This is a genomic window from Paraplanobispora takensis, from assembly GCF_016863195.1.
Lineage (GTDB): Bacteria > Actinomycetota > Actinomycetes > Streptosporangiales > Streptosporangiaceae > Planobispora > Planobispora takensis.
The window spans coordinates 86,230-101,799 of record NZ_BOOK01000002.1 but is presented as its reverse complement, the minus strand read 5'-3'; the positions used below and the strand labels follow the sequence as shown (position 1 = coordinate 101,799).

The following is a 15,570-nucleotide window of genomic DNA, read 5'->3' as shown; positions in this document are numbered from 1 at the left end:
CTGACTGTACGCTTGAACAGTCCCTTGGGCGGGGAAGCCGGAACCCGGCCCTGCGAGGATCCGGCTACGGGCTATCCGGCCTCGCCGGATCGGTCCCTCTCATAGACGTCCGGTACGCCGTCGTGGTCGAGGTCGGCGGTCTCGATCTCGTGGATGCGGCGGTAGGCGCGGTCGCGCAGGCGCAGGATCACCGTCGCCAGCAGCGCCGCGATCACCGAACCGGACAGCACCGCCACCTTGACGTACTCGTCGCGGCCGGCGCCGAAGGCCAGCTCGCCGATCAGCAGGGAGACGGTGAACCCGATCCCCGCCAGCACCGACAGCCCGACCAGGTCGATCCAGGCCAGGTCCTCGTCCAGGTCGGCGTGGGTGAAGCGGGCCGTCAGCCAGGTCGCGGCCAGGATCCCGACCGGCTTGCCCACGACCAGACCCACCACCACCCCCACGACGATCGGGTCGCCGAAGGCGCCGGCCAGGCCGTCGAGACCGCCCAGGGACACCCCGGCCGACAGGAACGCGAACACCGGCACGGCCACCCCGGCCGACAGCGGGCGGAAGCGGTGCTCGAAGTGCTCGGCCAGGCCGGGCCCGGCCTCCGGGCCGCCGGCCTTCTCGCTGCGCAGCACCGGGACGGCGAAGCCCATCAGCACGCCGGCGACGGTGGCGTGCACGCCCGAGGCGTGCACCAGCGCCCAGACCGCGACGGCCAGCGGCAGCAGCAGCCACCACGACCGCACCCGGCGCTGGACCAGGACCGTGAAGGCCGCCAGCGGCACCAGCGCCGCCAGCAGCGGGAGCGGCGCCAGATGGTCGGTGTAGAACAGCGCGATGATGACGATGGCCACCAGGTCGTCGACCACGGCCAGGGTGAGCAGGAAGGTGCGCAGCGCCGTCGGCAGGAAGCGGCCGACCACCGCCAGCACCGCCAGGGCGAAGGCGATGTCGGTGGCGGTGGGGATCGCCCAGCCCTTGCCCGCGCCCTGCGCGCCCCGGGTGATGAGCAGGTACAGCAGGGCCGGGACGATCACCCCGCCGAGCGCGGCCGCGATCGGGACCGCGGCCCGCCGTACGTCGCGCAGGTCACCGGCGACGAACTCCCGCTTGAGCTCCAGCCCGGCCACGAAGAAGAAGATCGCCAGCAGCCCGTCCGCGGCCCAGGTGGCCAGGGAGAGGTTCAGGTGCAGCGCCTCGGGCCCGAAGCGGACGGCGCGCAGCGCCTCGTAGGCGCCGGCCCACGGGGAGTTGGCCCAGATCATCGCCGCCACCGCACCGGCCAGCAGCAGGGCTCCGCCGACGGTCTCCTTGCGCAGGATGTCGGCGATGCGGCGGGCCTCGGCCCACGAGCCCCGGCCCAGCAGGGCGGGCGGGCGCGGCGGAGTGGGAGTGGTCATGGGCGCTCCGGGTCTCCAAGGGCGGATCGGACGTCCCTTACCGGGTTTCCCGGCAGGAATCAGACACCGCCGACCAGACTTCCCGGCACACCACTATTCACCTTATCTGACACTCCCGCACACGTGACGACCCGGTGCTGGTCAGCCGTTGTCCACGGTGAGCAGGCCGCGGCGGAAGGCGACGGCGACGGCGGCCGCGCGGTCGTTGACGCCGAGCTTGGCGTAGATGTGCAGCACGTGGCTCTTGACCGTGGCCTCGCTGATGAACAGGCGGACGGCGACCTCGCGGTTGGTGGCGCCGTCGGCGATGAGGTGGAGGATCTCCAGCTCCCGGGCGCTCAGCGGGTCGGCGGGGGTGCGGACCTGCCCGAGCAGGCGGGTGGCGACCGACGGGGAGAGCACGGCCTCGCCGCGCGCCGCCGTACGGACGGCACGGACGAGTTCGTCGCGGCCGGTGTCCTTCAGCAGGTATCCGGTGGCCCCGGCCTCGATGGCGGGCAGGACGTCCCGGTCGGTGTCGTAGGTGGTCAGCACCAGCACGCGGGCCGCGACGCCCAGCCGGGCGAGTTCCTTGATGGCCGCGACGCCGTCCGTCCCGGGCATGCGCAGGTCCATGAGGATCACATCCGGGTTCAGCGTCCGCGCCAGCTCGACGGCCCGTGCGCCGTCGGAGGCCTCGCCGAGGACCTCGAAGTCCGCATCGCCGGTGAACATGCCGCGGATGCCGTCGCGGACGATGGGGTGGTCGTCGGCGATCAGCAACCGGATCGGGGTGCCGTACATCTCAGCCACGGGCCACCGCCGGGACGCTCGCGGAGATCGCGGTGCCCGTGCCCGGCTCGGACTCGATCTCCAGGGTGCCCGCCAGCCGGCTCACCCGCCTGCGCATCGCGGTCAAGCCGAACCCCCCGGCCTCGCGGACGCGCTCCGGGTCGAACCCGGCGCCGTCGTCGCGGACGTCCAGGGTGACCACGTCCTCCATGTACGACAGGGTCAGTCCGACCCGGGAGGCGCCGGCGTGCTTGGCGGCGTTGGCCAGGGCCTCCTGCGCCGTGCGCAGCAACGTCTCCTCGACCTCCGGATGCATGGGACGGACCGTACCAGTGACGGTGAAATCCGCACGCACCCCGTTGAGCTCCCCCCACCGGGCCACGACGTCCTGCAGCGCCTCGGGCAGCGGCGCCGCCTCCAACTGGCCGGGGCCCACCGCGTGCACCGAGCGCCGGGCCTCGGCGAGGCTCTCCCGCGCCAGCCCTATCGCGTTGTCCACGTGGCGCCGCCAGTCCTCGGCCTGCTTGGCCGCCTGGAGCTGGGTGACGATGCCGGTCAGGCCCTGGGCGAGGGTGTCGTGGATCTCCGCCGCCATCCGCTGCCGCTCGTCCGTCACGCCCGCCTCGCGGGCCTGGACCAGCAGCTGGGCCTGGAGTCCGGCGTTCTCCCGCATGGTCTCTTCGAGCCGCGCCACCATGCGCCGGCGCTCGTCGCTCCGCTCGGCGGTGACCTCGCCGACGAAGCTGAACAGGCTCACTCCCGCGACGATGGCGGCGGTGAAGAACAGGTAGGTGAAGATCGCGGACGGGGTGGGTTCGGGCAGGCCCCCGCTGTAGGCCACGACGCTGATCGCCGCCGTGGCGCCCACCCCGGCCAGCCGCCACTTCCCCTTCAGGTACTGCCAGGAGTGGAGGAAGCCGGTGAAGCCGAAGAAGCTCGCGAACCACACTCCCTGCGTGCAGAGTGCGCCGATCAGGACCACCAGCCCGGTCACGTAGACCGTGCCGCCGGCCGCGCCCCGCGGCACCAGCCGCATCCAGGCGGCCGCGAGGGCGGTGAGGCCGAGCGTGATCCAGAGGTCCGCGCCGGTCAGCAGGGAGAGCACCGTGGAGATCACCAGCAGGACGTACGGCGCGGCCGCCATCTGGCGCTCCAGCAGCCGTTCCCATCGGTCGAGCCGGCCGGTCATCCGTCACTCCCAGCGGAAGAACGTGGCCGCCGCGATGCTGACGACCAGAGCGTAGGCGGCCAGCACCCCCAGCAGCAGGGGGCTGGGGGCACCGCCCGCCCAGACCTCCCGCATGCTCTGCCCGAAAGCGCCCAGAGGGGTGTACTCCCCGATGCGGGCCACCATAGCGGGCATCTGATCCTTGGGCTGCATGAGCCCGGCGAGGTAGGCCATCGGGAAGTACAGCAGGACCCCGATCCCGTTGGCGGCCCGGCCGTTGGGCGCCAGCGCCGCGATGAGCAGGCCGATCGCGAACATGCTCGCCGTACCGAGGAGGAAGACCAGCACGGCGCTCGGCACTCCGGTGGGCAGGGTGGCGCCGAGGACGGTGCCCGCGACGGCCAGCAGCAGCCCGCAGGCGGTCACCGCGAGGACGAGCTGCAGGATCAGTTGCACCACCAGCAGGTTCCCCGGCCGTACCGGCGTGGCGGACAGCCTGCGCAGGATGCCCCGCTCGCGGTAGGCGGCCAGGGTGGTGGGCAGCAGGTACAGGCCCACCATCCCCACGGCGATGGCCAGCGCCATCGGCAGCAGCACGGTGTCGCCCGGCTCGATCGAGCTTCCGAACACCACCAGGATGAACAGCGGGATGAGCAGTGAGAACAGCGCCCCGGGCTCCCGGGTCAGCAGCTTGGCCTCGACGACGGCGAGCTTCATCATGATCAGATTCCTTTACTCGAAGGACCGGCCGGTCAGGGCGGCGAAGGCGTCGTCCAGGGTGCGCTTGTCGATGCGGAGGTCACCGACCAGGACGTGGTGGCGGGCCAGGTGCGCGGTGACCGCCGTGGCGAAGTCGCCCCGGCCGGTGACGACCACCCGGTTCCCCTCCCGGGCCACCTCGACCACCTCGGGCAGGTCCTCCAGGCCGTCCATGCCGCCCGTGTCCCCGGCCATCAGCGTGAACCGCATCCGGTGCTCGCCGCCGACCAGCCCGGCCGGGGTGTCGACCGCCACGACCCTGCCGCGGTTGAAGACGGCCACGCGGTCGCACAGCTCCTCCACCTCGTCCATGAAGTGGCTGACCAGCACCACCGTCACGCCGCTCGCCCGGACCCGCTTGACCAGTTCCCAGGTGGTACGGCGGGCCTGCGGGTCCAGGCCCGTGGTCAGCTCGTCCAGGAAGGCCACCTTCGGGTTGCCGACCAGCGCCAGCGCGATGAACAGCCGCTGCTGCTGGCCGCCGGACAGCTTGCCGAAGCGGGCGTCGCGCTTGTCGGCCAGCCCCCACTCCTCCAGCAGCTCCCGCCAGTCGCGCGGGTTGTCATAGAAGGAGGCGTACAGGTCCAGGGCCTCCCACACCTTGATGGCCTCCGGCAGCCGGGTCTGCTGGAGCTGCACCCCGATCAGCTCGCGCACCTTGCGCGCGTCCTTGACCGGGTCGAGCCCGAGGACCCTGATCGACCCGCCGTCGGGCCGGCGCAGGCCCTCCACGCACTCCACCGTGGTGGTCTTGCCGGTGCCGTTGGGCCCGAGGATGCCGAAGATCTCGCCCTCCTCCACGGAGAACGACACCCCGTCCAGGACGTTCAGGTCCGCGTAGCTCTTGCGGAGGTCTGTGACTTCGATGACTGCCATGGCTCAAGCTTCTTCTGCCTGCGCCCGGGGCGAATCGACCTGCCGGCCATACTCGGCCGCGGATAGTGATGACCGGAGAATCCACCGAACGGTTGATGGCGCCGGGGACTTCCGGCGTTCTGCGCCCCTTGTCGGGACTTTCTGTTAGCTTGCGTGGCCTATCGCCGCCAGGTCTCCGGATAAGTCAGGACATATGCCTTCGATCCTCAATGACGACCTCGTCGTCACCATGATCCGTCCCGCGTCCGACGATCACGTCATCCGCATGTCGGTGCACGGTGACACGGTGGCCGCCGTGGGCGGGCAGTACGCTCCGCGGTTCCTGCTGTCGGACGACGGCCTCGCGTTCCGGGCGGGCAGGGGCCCGTTCGCGATGCCGGGTGGGTCCCTGTCCGGGGTCATGCTGCGGGAGGACGACCTGTGGGTGTGCGGCCACCGGGGCTTCCTCGGCCGGTCCACCGATCGGGGACGGACCTGGCAGCGCGTCGACGCCGGGACGGCGGTCCACCTGTGGGCGCTGGCCGAGGACGACGCGGGCAACGTGTGGGTCTCCGGGGACGACGGGTACCTCGCCGTCTCGACGGACGGGCTGACCTTCCGTCCGGTGGACGCCGCCTGCACGGGAAAGGTCACCGGCAGCCCGCTGGGAATCCTCGTCCCCGGCGACGGCCGCCTCTCCGTCTGCGCGGTGGAATCATCGGCCCGCGGCCGGGCGTCGCACCGGATCAGGCGGCTGGAGGTCGCCCCGGGAGCCGAGTTCAACCACGCGACGGTCACACCGGCCGGGACGTTGCTGGTGATCGGCGAGGGCGGGGCGGTCTACCGCTCGGCCGACGGCGGTGCGCGGTTCGAGCGGGTGCGCGTCCCCACCGAGCTGATGCTCACCGCCGTGGACTGCTTCTCCGACGGGCGGGTCGTCGTGGTCGGCGCGCAGGGGCTGATCCTGGTCTCGCGCGACGACGGCCGCAGCTTCACCCGGCTCGACCAGTACGTCTCCGCCGACACCTTCTGGCACTGCGCGCGGTACGGCGAGGCGATGCTGGTCTGCGGTTCCGAGGGGTTCGTCCTGCGGCTGGCCGCCCCGGGCACCGCGAAGCCCGCGAGCACCGCCCCGCCGCCGGAGGTGCGCGACGGGGTGTACGTGACCCCGCAACTGCGCGCGATGCTGTACCCGCGCCGCGGCGGCATCGCGACCGCGGTCCGGCCGGTGCCGGCCGTCGAGGAGGCGTGGGCGGCGCTGCGGCGCGCACTGTGGGCGGCCGACCTGGCCTGGATGGAACACCGGGGCAAGAGGTCCGGCATCTGGGAGCTGGCCGCCTCCCACGACGCGGACCGCCGCCGTCTGGGAGAACGCATCCTCGACCCCGGGCCCCGCACCGGCACGCTCGCCCAGGACGCCGCCCTCGTCTCACTCACGCTCCAGCAGTACAGCACGTTCGTCGCGTTCTACAGAGAGCGGATCCACGAGCGCCTGGCCGACTTCCTGGTGGCCTCTGCCGGGCTGGCCGAGGCGGCCCGGCGGTGCCTCGTCGGGCTGGACGACGAGCTGCCCTATGTCGACGTCGGACCGTTCGGCCGGCTCCGCGAGCTGCTGGCGACGGCCGGCGACGCCGCCTACGCCGAGGCCCGCACGGTGATCCTGCAGACCTGCGAGTCGGAGGCGGAGCACGCCTCCGGCCACGATCGCCGGCGGGCCGATCTCCGATGGGCCACCACGTTCATGCTTCCGCTCGGTCCGCAGTCCGGCGAGGAGGAGCGGCGGGCGCACGACCGGGCGCTGAAGTACGTCGGAGACTTCGGCAACTCCCCGGTGCACGCGTGCGGCCTCGCCGCGGGGGACCTGGCCACCCTGGAGCGCTACCGCAAGGCGGGCGGGAAGGTCGGGCACGAGTTCTTCGCGCCCTTCCCGCGCGTCTACCTCGCCTCGCTGCTGGAGGCGGCGGGCAGCGGGGCGGCGCCCGTCCTGGCCCGCATGAAGCCCGCCGATCCCTTCGACGACGACCCCTTCTACAACGGGGTGTGGTGCCGGCTGCTCGCGCACCTCGACCACGACGACGCCCTGGAGGCGCTGTACCGGCAGCGCGAGGCCGGCGGGAGGAGCCTCACCTGGGGTACGGCCGGGCTGGTGCTCGCGGCCCGCATCGACCGGGACCGGGTGCTGCGCCTGGCGGAGCGCAAGCGCGACGCCCGGCTGGCGGCCCTCGTCGAGCGGGAGTGCGCACTGTCTCCGGAACCGCCCGCGGCGCCGTACGACCAGGAGGATCCGGCCGTCGACCTCGTCACGGAACCGGCCGGGTACACGCCGCCGCCCGCCAGGCATCCGCGCATCCTGCGGGCGGACGCGGTGTGTCACCCGATCGGGCCGGAGGCCGTCTGGCGGGAGGAGGAAGCCGAACACGCGCAGAGCCAGGGCGTCCACGAGGAAGCCGTCACCTGGGACGGCGTGCCCTTGACGCGATGCGACGAAGAGCAGCTCGACGCCTTCGTCGCGCACCGCGAGAAGTGGGCGATCCCGACCACCGTCCCGGACCTCGTGCTGGCGCCGCGGCGGCTGCACGACCGGCTGATGGCGCTCGGTTTCGGCGACGACGACCGCTGGAGCCTCCGGGCCCTGCCCCTGGTGCTCCACCGGCACGGCGTGTCCCACCTGCCGGTGCTGCTCGCCGCGCTGGAGCACCCGCAGTCGCCGGAGACCGCTCTGGAGGCGGCGCAGCCGTTCGGGGACGTGTCGATCGTCCCGGCGGTGTCGCGCGCCTTCGCCGGCAGGAAGCACAAGGTGCTCGCCCGTTCGTGGATCCTGCGCCATCCCCGGCACGCGGCGGCCGGGGCGCTGGCGCTCCGGGCCGGCGGTCAGGAGGGCGGCGAGGCGTCGCGGGTCCTGAGGTACCTCGACGCGCAGGGACACCGCCCGGTGATCCTGGAGTTCGCCGGGGCGATGGGCGTCGCGGAGGAGATCGTCCGGCTGCTGGAGGAGGACCCGCTGGCCGCCCCGAAGGCGAAGCGGCCGGTCCTGCCGGCCTTCGCCGCGGCGCGGGGCCTCCCGCCGCTCGTGGCGGCCGACGGGAGCGCCGTGCCGTCCGGCGAGGTGACGGAGCTGCTGGTCCGGCTCGCCTTCTCCAACGCGGACGAGGTGCACCCCGGCGTCCTGGCCGCGCGGGCCCGCTACACGCCCGCCTCCCGGGCGGCGCTGGTGTGGGCGCTGTTGCAGGCGTGGCTGGCGGACGGCGCCCCGCCCAAGGCCGCCTGGTGCATGCAGGCGGTCGGGTTCCTGGGAGACGACGAATGCGCGCGCAAGCTGACCGCCCTGGCCCGCAGGTGGCCGGGCGAAGGCGCCGGCGCGCGGGCCCAGGCGGCCCTGGACGCGTTGCGCAACATCGGCACCGACGCCGCCCTGGTCCACCTCGACCTGCTCGCCGAGAAGTCGCGGTTCCCGGCGTTCAAGGCCGCGGCGAAGGAACGCATCCACGCCGTCGCGTACGCGCGGGGCCTGAGCGCCGACGAGCTCGCCGACCGGCTGGTCCCCTCCCTGGGCCTCGACGAGGACGGCGCGGACGTCCTCGACACCGGATCGCGGTCCTTCCGGGTGGTCTTCGACCACACCCTCATGCCGGTCCTGCGCGAGGAGACCGGTGCCGTGCTGGCGGAGCTGCCCCGGCCGGGCCGTACGGACGACAAGGCGCTCGCGAAGGCGGCGAAGGCGAAGCTGACGGCGCTGCGCAAGGACGCCCGCTCCTCGGCGTCGCTGCATCTCGCGCGGATGGAGCGGGCCATGTGCGCCGGCCGGCGGATCCCGGCCGGCGTCTTCACCGACCGCTTCGCCCGGCACCCGTGGATGACCCACCTCGCCCGCCGCCTGGTGTGGGGCGCCTTCGACGGCGGGGAACTGCGGGCGACCTTCCGCGTCGCGGAGGACTCGACCCTGGCCGACGCCGGCGACGAGCTGTTCACACTGCCGGAGCGGTCGTCGGTGGGGATCCTGCACCCGCTGGAGTTCCCCGGGGGCGCGCTGCCGGCGTGGTCGGAGATCTTCGCCGACTACGAGATCCTGCAGCCCTTCCCGCAGCTCGGGCGGGCGACGTACACCCCGGACGAGGAAGAGCGCGGCGGCGACCCGATCGCGCGCCTGCACGGCCGGAAGGTCCCGTACCCGGCACTGCGCGGCCTGGAGTCCCGGGGCTGGGTCCGCTGGTACGACGCGTCCGTGCAGATGGCCAAGCCGATCGGACCGCGCGTGCGGGCGGTGCTGTACACCGATCCGGGATGGCACGCCTCCGACACCGTCGACTCGGTCGAGCCGCAGACCGTCCGGGGGATCGGTCTGCGGGGCGCCGGCACGTTCGGGGAGCTGTCCCCGGTGGCCTTCTCCGAGCTGGTCTACGACCTGCACACCCTCCCCGGCGAGTGAACCGGGCCGGGACGCGCGACGGGCGGTGGACTCCCCGCGGCGCGGGGCCGGGAACCCCCGGGGGCGCGGGGCCGGATCCGCCGCGACCGGCGCCGCTCAGCGCAGGAGGAGCACCTTCTCCCCCCGCGGGACGAGTTCCCCGATCACCGGCGCGCCCGGGATCTCCCCGGCGAGCAGCAACCCGCCGGAGGTCTGCGCGTCGGCGAGCAGCAGGCGGGTCTCCTCATCCGCCCGGCCGAAGTCCGTGTGCGGCGCGACCCAGTCGAGGTTGCGCCGCGTTCCCCCCGGCACGTACCCGTCGCGCACGGCCTCCCGGGCTCCGGCGAGGTACGGCACCGCCGCCGTGTCGATCACCGCCGACACCCCGGACGCCCGCGCCAGCTTGTACAGGTGGCCGAGCAGCCCGAACCCGGTGACGTCGGTGGCGCACCGCACGCCCGCCGCCACGGCGGCCCGGCTCGTCTCGGCGTTCAGCCGGGCCATCACCTCGACGGCCTCCTTGAACACCTCTCCCGTCGCCTTGTGCCGGTTGTTGAGCACCCCCAGGCCGAGCGGCTCGGTCAGCGTCAGCGGCAGGCCGGCCTCCCCCCGGTCGTTGCGCAGCAGCCGGTTCGGGTCGGCGATCCCGGTCACCGCCATGCCGTACTTGGGCTCGCCGTCGTCGACGGTGTGCCCGCCCGCCAGGTGGCATCCGGCCTCGGCCGCGATCGCCGCGCCGCCGCTCAGCACCTGCCGGGCGATCTCGTAGGGCAGGACGTCCCGCGGCCAGCAGAGCAGGTTGACCCCGATCAGCGGCCGCCCGCCCATCGCGTACACGTCGGACAGCGCGTTGGCCGCCGCGATCCGCCCCCAGTCGTAGGGGTCGTCCACCACGGGCGTGAAGAAGTCGGCGGTGGCCACCACGGCCGTGCCGCCCTCGATCCGGACCACGGCCGCGTCGTCGCCCGTCTCCAGGCCCACCAGGAGCTCGCCCTCGCCCCGCTCCGGCAGCGGGGCGCCCAGCCCCGTGAGCACCTCCTCCAGCTCGCCGGGCGGGATCTTGCAGGCGCAACCGCCCCCCTGGGCGTACTGCGTAAGCCGCATCGTCGTCCCCCTTTTCCCGAGTGCGCGGGAATGGCATTCTTCGCCATCGGAACGACATGATCAAGTGCTGTGACCGGCCGATCGCATTAAGCGACGGCCGCCTGCCCCGGTCATATCCGTCCCGATTTCACGGAATCCGCTTTCCCTCATTCGGAAGTTGCGATTTCCCGATTCCCCTCTTGCGTGTGCGCGCTCCCACGATCAACCATGGGGAGGATCTTCGAGGGGGCGCGAACAGGGGCGGGGGTCGACGGGGAGTCTTTTGAGCATGCCATTCTGTGCTGCTCGGCATGTCCGGCGTTCATCTCTGCGTCGCTTCTCTCACCATCATTTCCCGCCGTGAGACGAAAGGCGACCGGAATGGTACAAACATCAACCGTCCGCGCGATAGACAATTCTTTGGTCGCACTCGATCTGGACGGAGTGTCCGCCGAGGAACTGCATTCCTGGACCGGGCACATCCGCTATACCCCGCGATACGGCGCCCGGGGCAACACCGCCGACGTCTGGGCCCTGGAGCTGGCGCCCAAGAGCTCGCTGGGCGCCGGGATCAACTCGATCCGCGGCACGGAGCGGGAGCGCTTCGCCTACAACGGCGGCGAGGTCGTCATCTACGACTGCGGCGACATCCCCGACGCCAGGTGGGCCACCTGGATGGGACCGTGGAACATGGCGCACGGCATGTTCTACGCGCCGCAGTGGGAGGCCGACGACGTCCTGCAGGTCCTCTCCCGGGTCCAGTGGACCGACACGCCCGAGGGGCTGACCGCCTCCCCCGGGCGGCGCTTCAACCTCCAGCTGATGCAGTACTTCCTGCCCGTGGCGGGGGTGGGCACCCTGCAGGTCGAGCCGAAGAGCATGACCTCAACCCCGGTGCCGGGCTGGCGGGGGCTGTCCACCCAGGCCGGAGAGATCTGGCGGATGAGCAGCTCCGAGGGCCCGAAGTACGAATCGCTGATGCTGGCCACCGAGAGCGCGGTGGTCACGCTCGACCCGTGGGCCGTCCCGCGCAAGGGTCGGCAGGGCCAGGCGCCGCAGGCCCGATCGGCCCAGGAGGAGGGCGACGCATTGGGAGTCGCGGCCGACTTCCTGTCCCGGGTCAAGAGCGCCCGCTGGGGAGCGTGAGGGGTGGAGCCGACCACCGCCGCGCTCGTCATCCTCTTCGTGCTGGTGGCCCTGCTCGCGGCCGCCGGGGCCGGGCTGTTGCGCCGGGTCAAGGAGCTGGAGCTGGCCACCTACAACGGCGTGGGGGTGCAGCTGCCGCAGGAGAGCCTGTCCATCCGGCGCCCGGGCGCCACCACCCTCGTGGCCAAGATCAATCGCCGCTGTCCCGTCTGCGACGACGTCGTGGAGAACATCGCCAGGCTGGCCCCGCAGCTGCCCGGCGACGTGGGCTTCACCGTCGTCTCCGACGACCCCGCCTTCGACAAGGCGTTGCCGGAGAACGTCCGGGTCATCACCGACGCGAAGGTCTGGAACTCGATCAACGTGCCCTACACGCCCGCCCTGCTGGTCGTCGACGAGCACGGCGTGATCGTCTTCACCACTCCCGCGGGTTCGGGGGAGGCCGTGGCCGCCCTCGTCGAACGCGCCGCCGCCAGGAAGGAAAGCTCTCTGTGACAGACATCCTCAGCCGCATACCCAGCGCCGACACGATGCCGGAGAACGCCGAGCCCAGCCGGGTCGCGCCGAGGGAGCCCGGCCGCCTGAGCCGCCGCAGGCTCCTGGGCACCGTCGCCGGCGTCACCGTCGCCGCCGGTCTGGGGGCCCTGGACCTGCTGCCGTGGTCCAAGCCGAAGGCCGCCGCCGCCCTGACCCAGTGGGGGATGGGAGACTGCCGCGGCTTCTTCGACTCCAGCACCGTCTGCGTGCCCGGCAACTCCCTGTTCAGCGGGAACTGCTCGGGCAGCTGGCACAAGGACCAGGGCGGCTCGGGCACCTGCTACAACTTCCGCTATCGCCCGAAGCCCACCGCCTGCGACGGCAGGAACGCCTGGCGCTGGACCGGCCGCACCGCCCGGCGCAAGTGCTCGGACGGGCACTACGAGTACCACGACTGCGGCGGCGGCAACATCTCCCGCTGGTCCATCTGCCGGACCGCGATCTGATCGATGACCGCAGCGACTCGCCTGCTCGTCCCGGGGCTGACGGCCGTCGTCGTGGCCGAGATCGCCGCCCTGTGGCACGGCCCGGGCGGCTTCGTCTGGCTCACCGCCGCGCTGGTGGCCGGGTTCTCCCTGTCCGGCTCGGTTTGAAGCCTCAACAGCGCCTGGGTGCTGTCCTCGTCGGTCCGGCGAGGTTCTGACGCGGCCGGTTTCATCGCCGGCCTGTTCCTCGGAGCGCTGCCGACCGCGCTCGCTTTCATGATCGTCGGTTCGGTGCTCCGTGCCCCGCTGCCCGAGTCCGCCCGCCAGATCCTGGCCGGGCTGACGGCGGCGGTGTTCGTCCTGCGGGAGTTCGGCGTGCTGAAGTTCCCGCTCCTGCAGAACGCCCGGCTGGTGCCGCAGTTCGTGGCGCTGACCCCCTTCTGGGGATCGGTGCAGTTCGGCATGGAGATGGGCACCGGTATGCGCACCTACTCGCCCACCGGTCTTCCGCACATCACGGCGCTCTGCCTGCTCCTGCTCGGCTCGTGGTCCGACGCGCTCATGGCGGGCGCCGGGTTCGCGCTGGGCCGGGCGCTGATGCTCCTGACCTTCCTGCTCGCCCGGGACAAGATGGCGGCGGACAAGGCCTTCGACTTCGCTCTCCCGGAGATCAAGCCCCTGTTCGTCCTCGCGTTCGTCCCCCTGCTGTTCGTCCTGGTGGTCCTGCGGTGATCGCGCTCCTCGCCCGGTACGGCCTGGCCGTCCTGCTCGCCCTCGCCGTGGCGGGCAAGGCACGGCGCTTCACCGCGTTCCGCCTCTCCCTGGGCCGCTACGGGCTGTACGGCCCGGCGGCCCGGGCGGGCGCCTCCACAGTCGTCGCCGTGGAGGCGCTCGCCGCGGCCCTGGCCGTCTCCCCGGCGCCCGCCGTACTGGCAGGAGCGGCGGGGACAGTCCTCGGCACGGTGTTCACCGGCCTGCAGGCCTTCCTGCTGGCCACCGGGGACCGGGCGCCCTGCCTGTGCTTCGGCACCGAGGCCCCCGTCTCGGCCGCCTCCTTCGCGCAGGCGGCCGCGGTGCTGGCGGCCGGGCTGCTCCTGCTCGTCTCGGGGTGAAGTTTCCGTCCCGGGACCCCAACCTTCCGCCCGCCCGCGTCGGTTTACCCGGGTGAGAACATCCACGAGGTGAGGGGCGCCGGTGACAGATCCTGACGGGTTCCACGAGTTCGTGGCCGCTCGCGGCCCCGCGCTGTCGCGGACCGCCTTCCTGCTCACCGGCGACCACCACACCGCCGCCGACCTGCTGCAGGAGGCGCTGACCAGGACGGTCGGGCACTGGCGCAGGGTCTCGGCCGGAGGCAACCCCGAGGCGTACGTCCGCACCGTCATGCTCAACCAGCTGCGGAGCTGGCGCAGGCCGCGCCGCCTGAGGTTCCTCACCGCGGCGGAGGTGCCCGAGCCCGCCGCGGCCGGCGGCCCGGGTGACAGCTCGGGTGACAGCGACCGCAGGGTCATGCTCGCCCGCGCGCTGGCCGTGCTGTCACCTCGGCAGAGGGCGGTGCTCTATCTGCGCTTCTACGAGGATCTCCCGCAGGAGCAGATCGCCGCGCGGCTGAACTGCTCGCCCGGCACGGTCAAGCGGCACCTTCACGATGCTCTCGCCCGGCTGCGCAAGGTCTCACCGGAACTGCTCGGGACGGCCGGGGAGACGCAGCCGTGAACGCCGGACCACAGGAGGGGAGCCGTTCCATGCAGGACAGGGAATCCGAGGTGCTTCGCGCCGCGTACGGCGAGCTGGAGCGGGAGGCGCGCGACTACGCCGACCCGGTGCGGGCCGTCGCCGCGGCCCGGCGCCGCAGGGCCGGGCGCACGGCGGCGGGCGGCGTCCTGGCCGCGGCGGCGGTGGCGGGCGTCGTGGGGCTGGCGGGCTACGGGCCGTGGGCCTCGCGCGAGACCGGGCCGGTCACCGGCGCGACGGCCTCCGCCACAGCCTCCGCGACGGCCGGGCCCACGGCCGGGCCGGCCGCCGTCAGTCCGCCGGCGAGCGCGCCCCCGCTCCCCGCCGAGGGCACCGGCGCCGCCGGGCTGCTGGTCTACACGGGTTGCGTGAACGGCTGCCCCACCTACCTGCTGACCGCCGACGGCCGCCAGTACCTGCTGGGTGAGAAGACCGCCCCGCCGCCGGGCAACCTGACCCTCTCGCCCGACGGCCGCTGGCTCGGCCTGCCGGCCGGGACCGGCTACCGGCTGCACGACCTGGTCGGCGGCGCCGTCCACACGGTCGACGCGCCGCCTGACGGCGCGCCGGGCGCCGTCTACAGCCCGTGGACGTGGTCGGCCGACGGGCGGCGGCTCGTGCTCGGCCACCATGCCGGTGGTGAGGTGGGGGCCTACGTCGAGGTGGACCTGGACGACGGCGGCCGGACCACCGCGCTCACCCCGGCCCGGGGCTTCGAGCCGGTCGGCATGCTCGCCTCCGGTGAGCCGCTGCTGTTCGAGGAGAGCCGGTACGGCGAGCGGGCCACCCGCGTCACGCTGACCGTCGGCGAGTCGGGGCGGCGGATCACGCTGGACGGCGGCTCGACCCCGCTGGTCTCCGCGGACGGCGGCCCGGTGATCTGGACGCGGGGGGACCGGATCTACGCCGCGGCGCCGGATTCCACGGCGGTCGTGGTGTTCGGCGCCGACGGCGGGGAGCTGGCCCGGCTGCGGCTGAAGCCGGGCCAGACGCCGCTCGCGCCCGCCGGGGACGGCCTCGCCGTACTGACCGGGTCCCGGCTGGAGCTGTGGACGGCCTCGGGAGCCCGGAGGCCGCTGTACGACCTGCCGCAGGAGGCGCTGACCGTGCTGCCCGGCCAGGCCCGGCACTGAGATCACGGGAAGGAGGTGGCGGAGGCGGACGGGAATCGAACCCGCCGCGCCGAGATGCTCGGCGCCACCGGTTTTGAAGACCGGGAGGGCCACCAGGCACCTGCACGCCTCCGCCGATCACCATAGTGCCGCGGGGGCTCCGGCCGGGACCCGGGTGCGTTCA

General features: G+C 73.1%; 15 protein-coding genes and 1 tRNA gene. 9 read left to right on the top strand and 7 right to left on the bottom strand.

Annotated features, from left to right (window positions below; genetic code table 11):
* Window positions 1-71 precede the first annotated feature (71 nt).
* The 5 genes from nhaA to Pta02_RS02130 all read right to left on the bottom strand — a co-directional run bounded on the left by nhaA (window position 72) and on the right by Pta02_RS02130 (window position 4,965).
* Window positions 72-1,391: a Na+/H+ antiporter NhaA gene (gene nhaA, locus Pta02_RS02150; protein ID WP_203872922.1), complete on the bottom strand. Its 1,320-nt coding sequence runs from the start codon at window positions 1,389-1,391 to the stop codon at window positions 72-74.
* Between the two features lie 141 nt (window positions 1,392-1,532).
* Window positions 1,533-2,174, bottom strand: a complete 642-nt coding sequence (locus Pta02_RS02145) for a response regulator (RefSeq protein ID WP_203872974.1) — start codon at window positions 2,172-2,174, stop codon at window positions 1,533-1,535.
* A 1-nt stretch (window position 2,175) separates the two neighbouring features.
* Window positions 2,176-3,351: a sensor histidine kinase gene (locus tag Pta02_RS02140; protein ID WP_203872921.1), complete on the bottom strand. Its 1,176-nt coding sequence runs from the start codon at window positions 3,349-3,351 to the stop codon at window positions 2,176-2,178.
* 3 nt (window positions 3,352-3,354) lie between these two features.
* Window positions 3,355-4,050, bottom strand: coding sequence for an ABC transporter permease (locus tag Pta02_RS02135; protein WP_239129329.1), 696 nt, complete (start codon window positions 4,048-4,050; stop codon window positions 3,355-3,357).
* Window positions 4,051-4,062: 12 nt separating this feature from the next.
* Window positions 4,063-4,965 (bottom strand): ABC transporter ATP-binding protein, encoded by a 903-nt coding sequence (locus Pta02_RS02130; protein ID WP_203872920.1) that lies wholly within the window; start codon window positions 4,963-4,965, stop codon window positions 4,063-4,065.
* Window positions 4,966-5,158: 193 nt separating this feature from the next.
* Between Pta02_RS02130 and Pta02_RS02125 the strand changes: the two genes are divergently transcribed.
* Window positions 5,159-9,370, top strand: a complete 4,212-nt coding sequence (locus Pta02_RS02125; RefSeq protein WP_203872919.1) for a DUF4132 domain-containing protein — start codon at window positions 5,159-5,161, stop codon at window positions 9,368-9,370.
* A 96-nt stretch (window positions 9,371-9,466) separates the two neighbouring features.
* Here the strand turns inward: Pta02_RS02125 and selD are convergent, their stop codons facing one another.
* A complete protein-coding gene (gene selD, locus Pta02_RS02120; RefSeq protein WP_203872918.1) occupies window positions 9,467-10,453 on the bottom strand; it encodes a selenide, water dikinase SelD in 987 nt (328 codons plus the stop codon).
* A 399-nt stretch (window positions 10,454-10,852) separates the two neighbouring features.
* Here selD and Pta02_RS02115 point away from each other — a divergent pair, with 399 nt between their 5' ends.
* The 8 genes from Pta02_RS02115 to Pta02_RS02080 all read left to right on the top strand — a co-directional run bounded on the left by Pta02_RS02115 (window position 10,853) and on the right by Pta02_RS02080 (window position 15,407).
* On the top strand, window positions 10,853-11,578 hold the full coding sequence (locus tag Pta02_RS02115) for a hypothetical protein (protein WP_203872917.1): 726 nt from the start codon (window positions 10,853-10,855) through the stop codon (window positions 11,576-11,578).
* 3 nt (window positions 11,579-11,581) lie between these two features.
* Window positions 11,582-12,073: a peroxiredoxin family protein gene (locus Pta02_RS02110; protein ID WP_203872916.1), complete on the top strand. Its 492-nt coding sequence runs from the start codon at window positions 11,582-11,584 to the stop codon at window positions 12,071-12,073.
* A complete protein-coding gene (locus Pta02_RS02105; RefSeq protein ID WP_203872915.1) occupies window positions 12,070-12,561 on the top strand; it encodes a twin-arginine translocation signal domain-containing protein in 492 nt (163 codons plus the stop codon). Before Pta02_RS02110 ends, Pta02_RS02105 begins: the two co-directional genes overlap by 4 nt.
* Window positions 12,562-12,564: 3 nt before the next feature.
* Window positions 12,565-12,708 (top strand): hypothetical protein, encoded by a 144-nt coding sequence (locus Pta02_RS02100; protein ID WP_203872914.1) that lies wholly within the window; start codon window positions 12,565-12,567, stop codon window positions 12,706-12,708.
* A gap of 18 nt (window positions 12,709-12,726) precedes the next feature.
* The gene (locus Pta02_RS02095) at window positions 12,727-13,272 is read left to right on the top strand and encodes a hypothetical protein (RefSeq protein WP_203872913.1); all 546 of its coding nucleotides are present in this window, start codon (window positions 12,727-12,729) and stop codon (window positions 13,270-13,272) included.
* On the top strand, window positions 13,269-13,652 hold the full coding sequence (locus tag Pta02_RS02090; RefSeq protein ID WP_203872912.1) for a MauE/DoxX family redox-associated membrane protein: 384 nt from the start codon (window positions 13,269-13,271) through the stop codon (window positions 13,650-13,652). The genes Pta02_RS02095 and Pta02_RS02090 overlap by 4 nt, the downstream gene beginning before the upstream one ends.
* Window positions 13,653-13,734: 82 nt before the next feature.
* The gene (locus tag Pta02_RS02085; protein ID WP_203872911.1) at window positions 13,735-14,256 is read left to right on the top strand and encodes a SigE family RNA polymerase sigma factor; all 522 of its coding nucleotides are present in this window, start codon (window positions 13,735-13,737) and stop codon (window positions 14,254-14,256) included.
* Window positions 14,257-14,285: 29 nt separating this feature from the next.
* On the top strand, window positions 14,286-15,407 hold the full coding sequence (locus tag Pta02_RS02080; protein WP_203872910.1) for a TolB-like translocation protein: 1,122 nt from the start codon (window positions 14,286-14,288) through the stop codon (window positions 15,405-15,407).
* Between the two features lie 16 nt (window positions 15,408-15,423).
* Here the strand turns inward: Pta02_RS02080 and Pta02_RS02075 are convergent.
* Window positions 15,424-15,519, bottom strand: a tRNA-Sec gene (locus Pta02_RS02075).
* Window positions 15,520-15,570: the final 51 nt, after the last annotated feature.

What these genes read in the sequence shown, in the direction of transcription:
- nhaA (WP_203872922.1), bottom strand. Translation starts at nt 1,391, where the DNA reads ATGACCACTCCCACTCCGCCGCGCCCGCCCGCCCTGCTGGGCCGGGGC.
- Pta02_RS02145 (WP_203872974.1), bottom strand. Translation starts at nt 2,174, where the DNA reads ATGTACGGCACCCCGATCCGGTTGCTGATCGCCGACGACCACCCCATC.
- Pta02_RS02140 (WP_203872921.1), bottom strand. Translation starts at nt 3,351, where the DNA reads ATGACCGGCCGGCTCGACCGATGGGAACGGCTGCTGGAGCGCCAGATG.
- Pta02_RS02135 (WP_239129329.1), bottom strand. Translation starts at nt 4,050, where the DNA reads ATGATGAAGCTCGCCGTCGTCGAGGCCAAGCTGCTGACCCGGGAGCCC.
- Pta02_RS02130 (WP_203872920.1), bottom strand. Translation starts at nt 4,965, where the DNA reads ATGGCAGTCATCGAAGTCACAGACCTCCGCAAGAGCTACGCGGACCTG.
- Pta02_RS02125 (WP_203872919.1), top strand. Translation starts at nt 5,159, where the DNA reads ATGCCTTCGATCCTCAATGACGACCTCGTCGTCACCATGATCCGTCCC.
- selD (WP_203872918.1), bottom strand. Translation starts at nt 10,453, where the DNA reads ATGCGGCTTACGCAGTACGCCCAGGGGGGCGGTTGCGCCTGCAAGATC.
- Pta02_RS02100 (WP_203872914.1), top strand. Translation starts at nt 12,565, where the DNA reads ATGACCGCAGCGACTCGCCTGCTCGTCCCGGGGCTGACGGCCGTCGTC.
- Pta02_RS02080 (WP_203872910.1), top strand. Translation starts at nt 14,286, where the DNA reads ATGCAGGACAGGGAATCCGAGGTGCTTCGCGCCGCGTACGGCGAGCTG.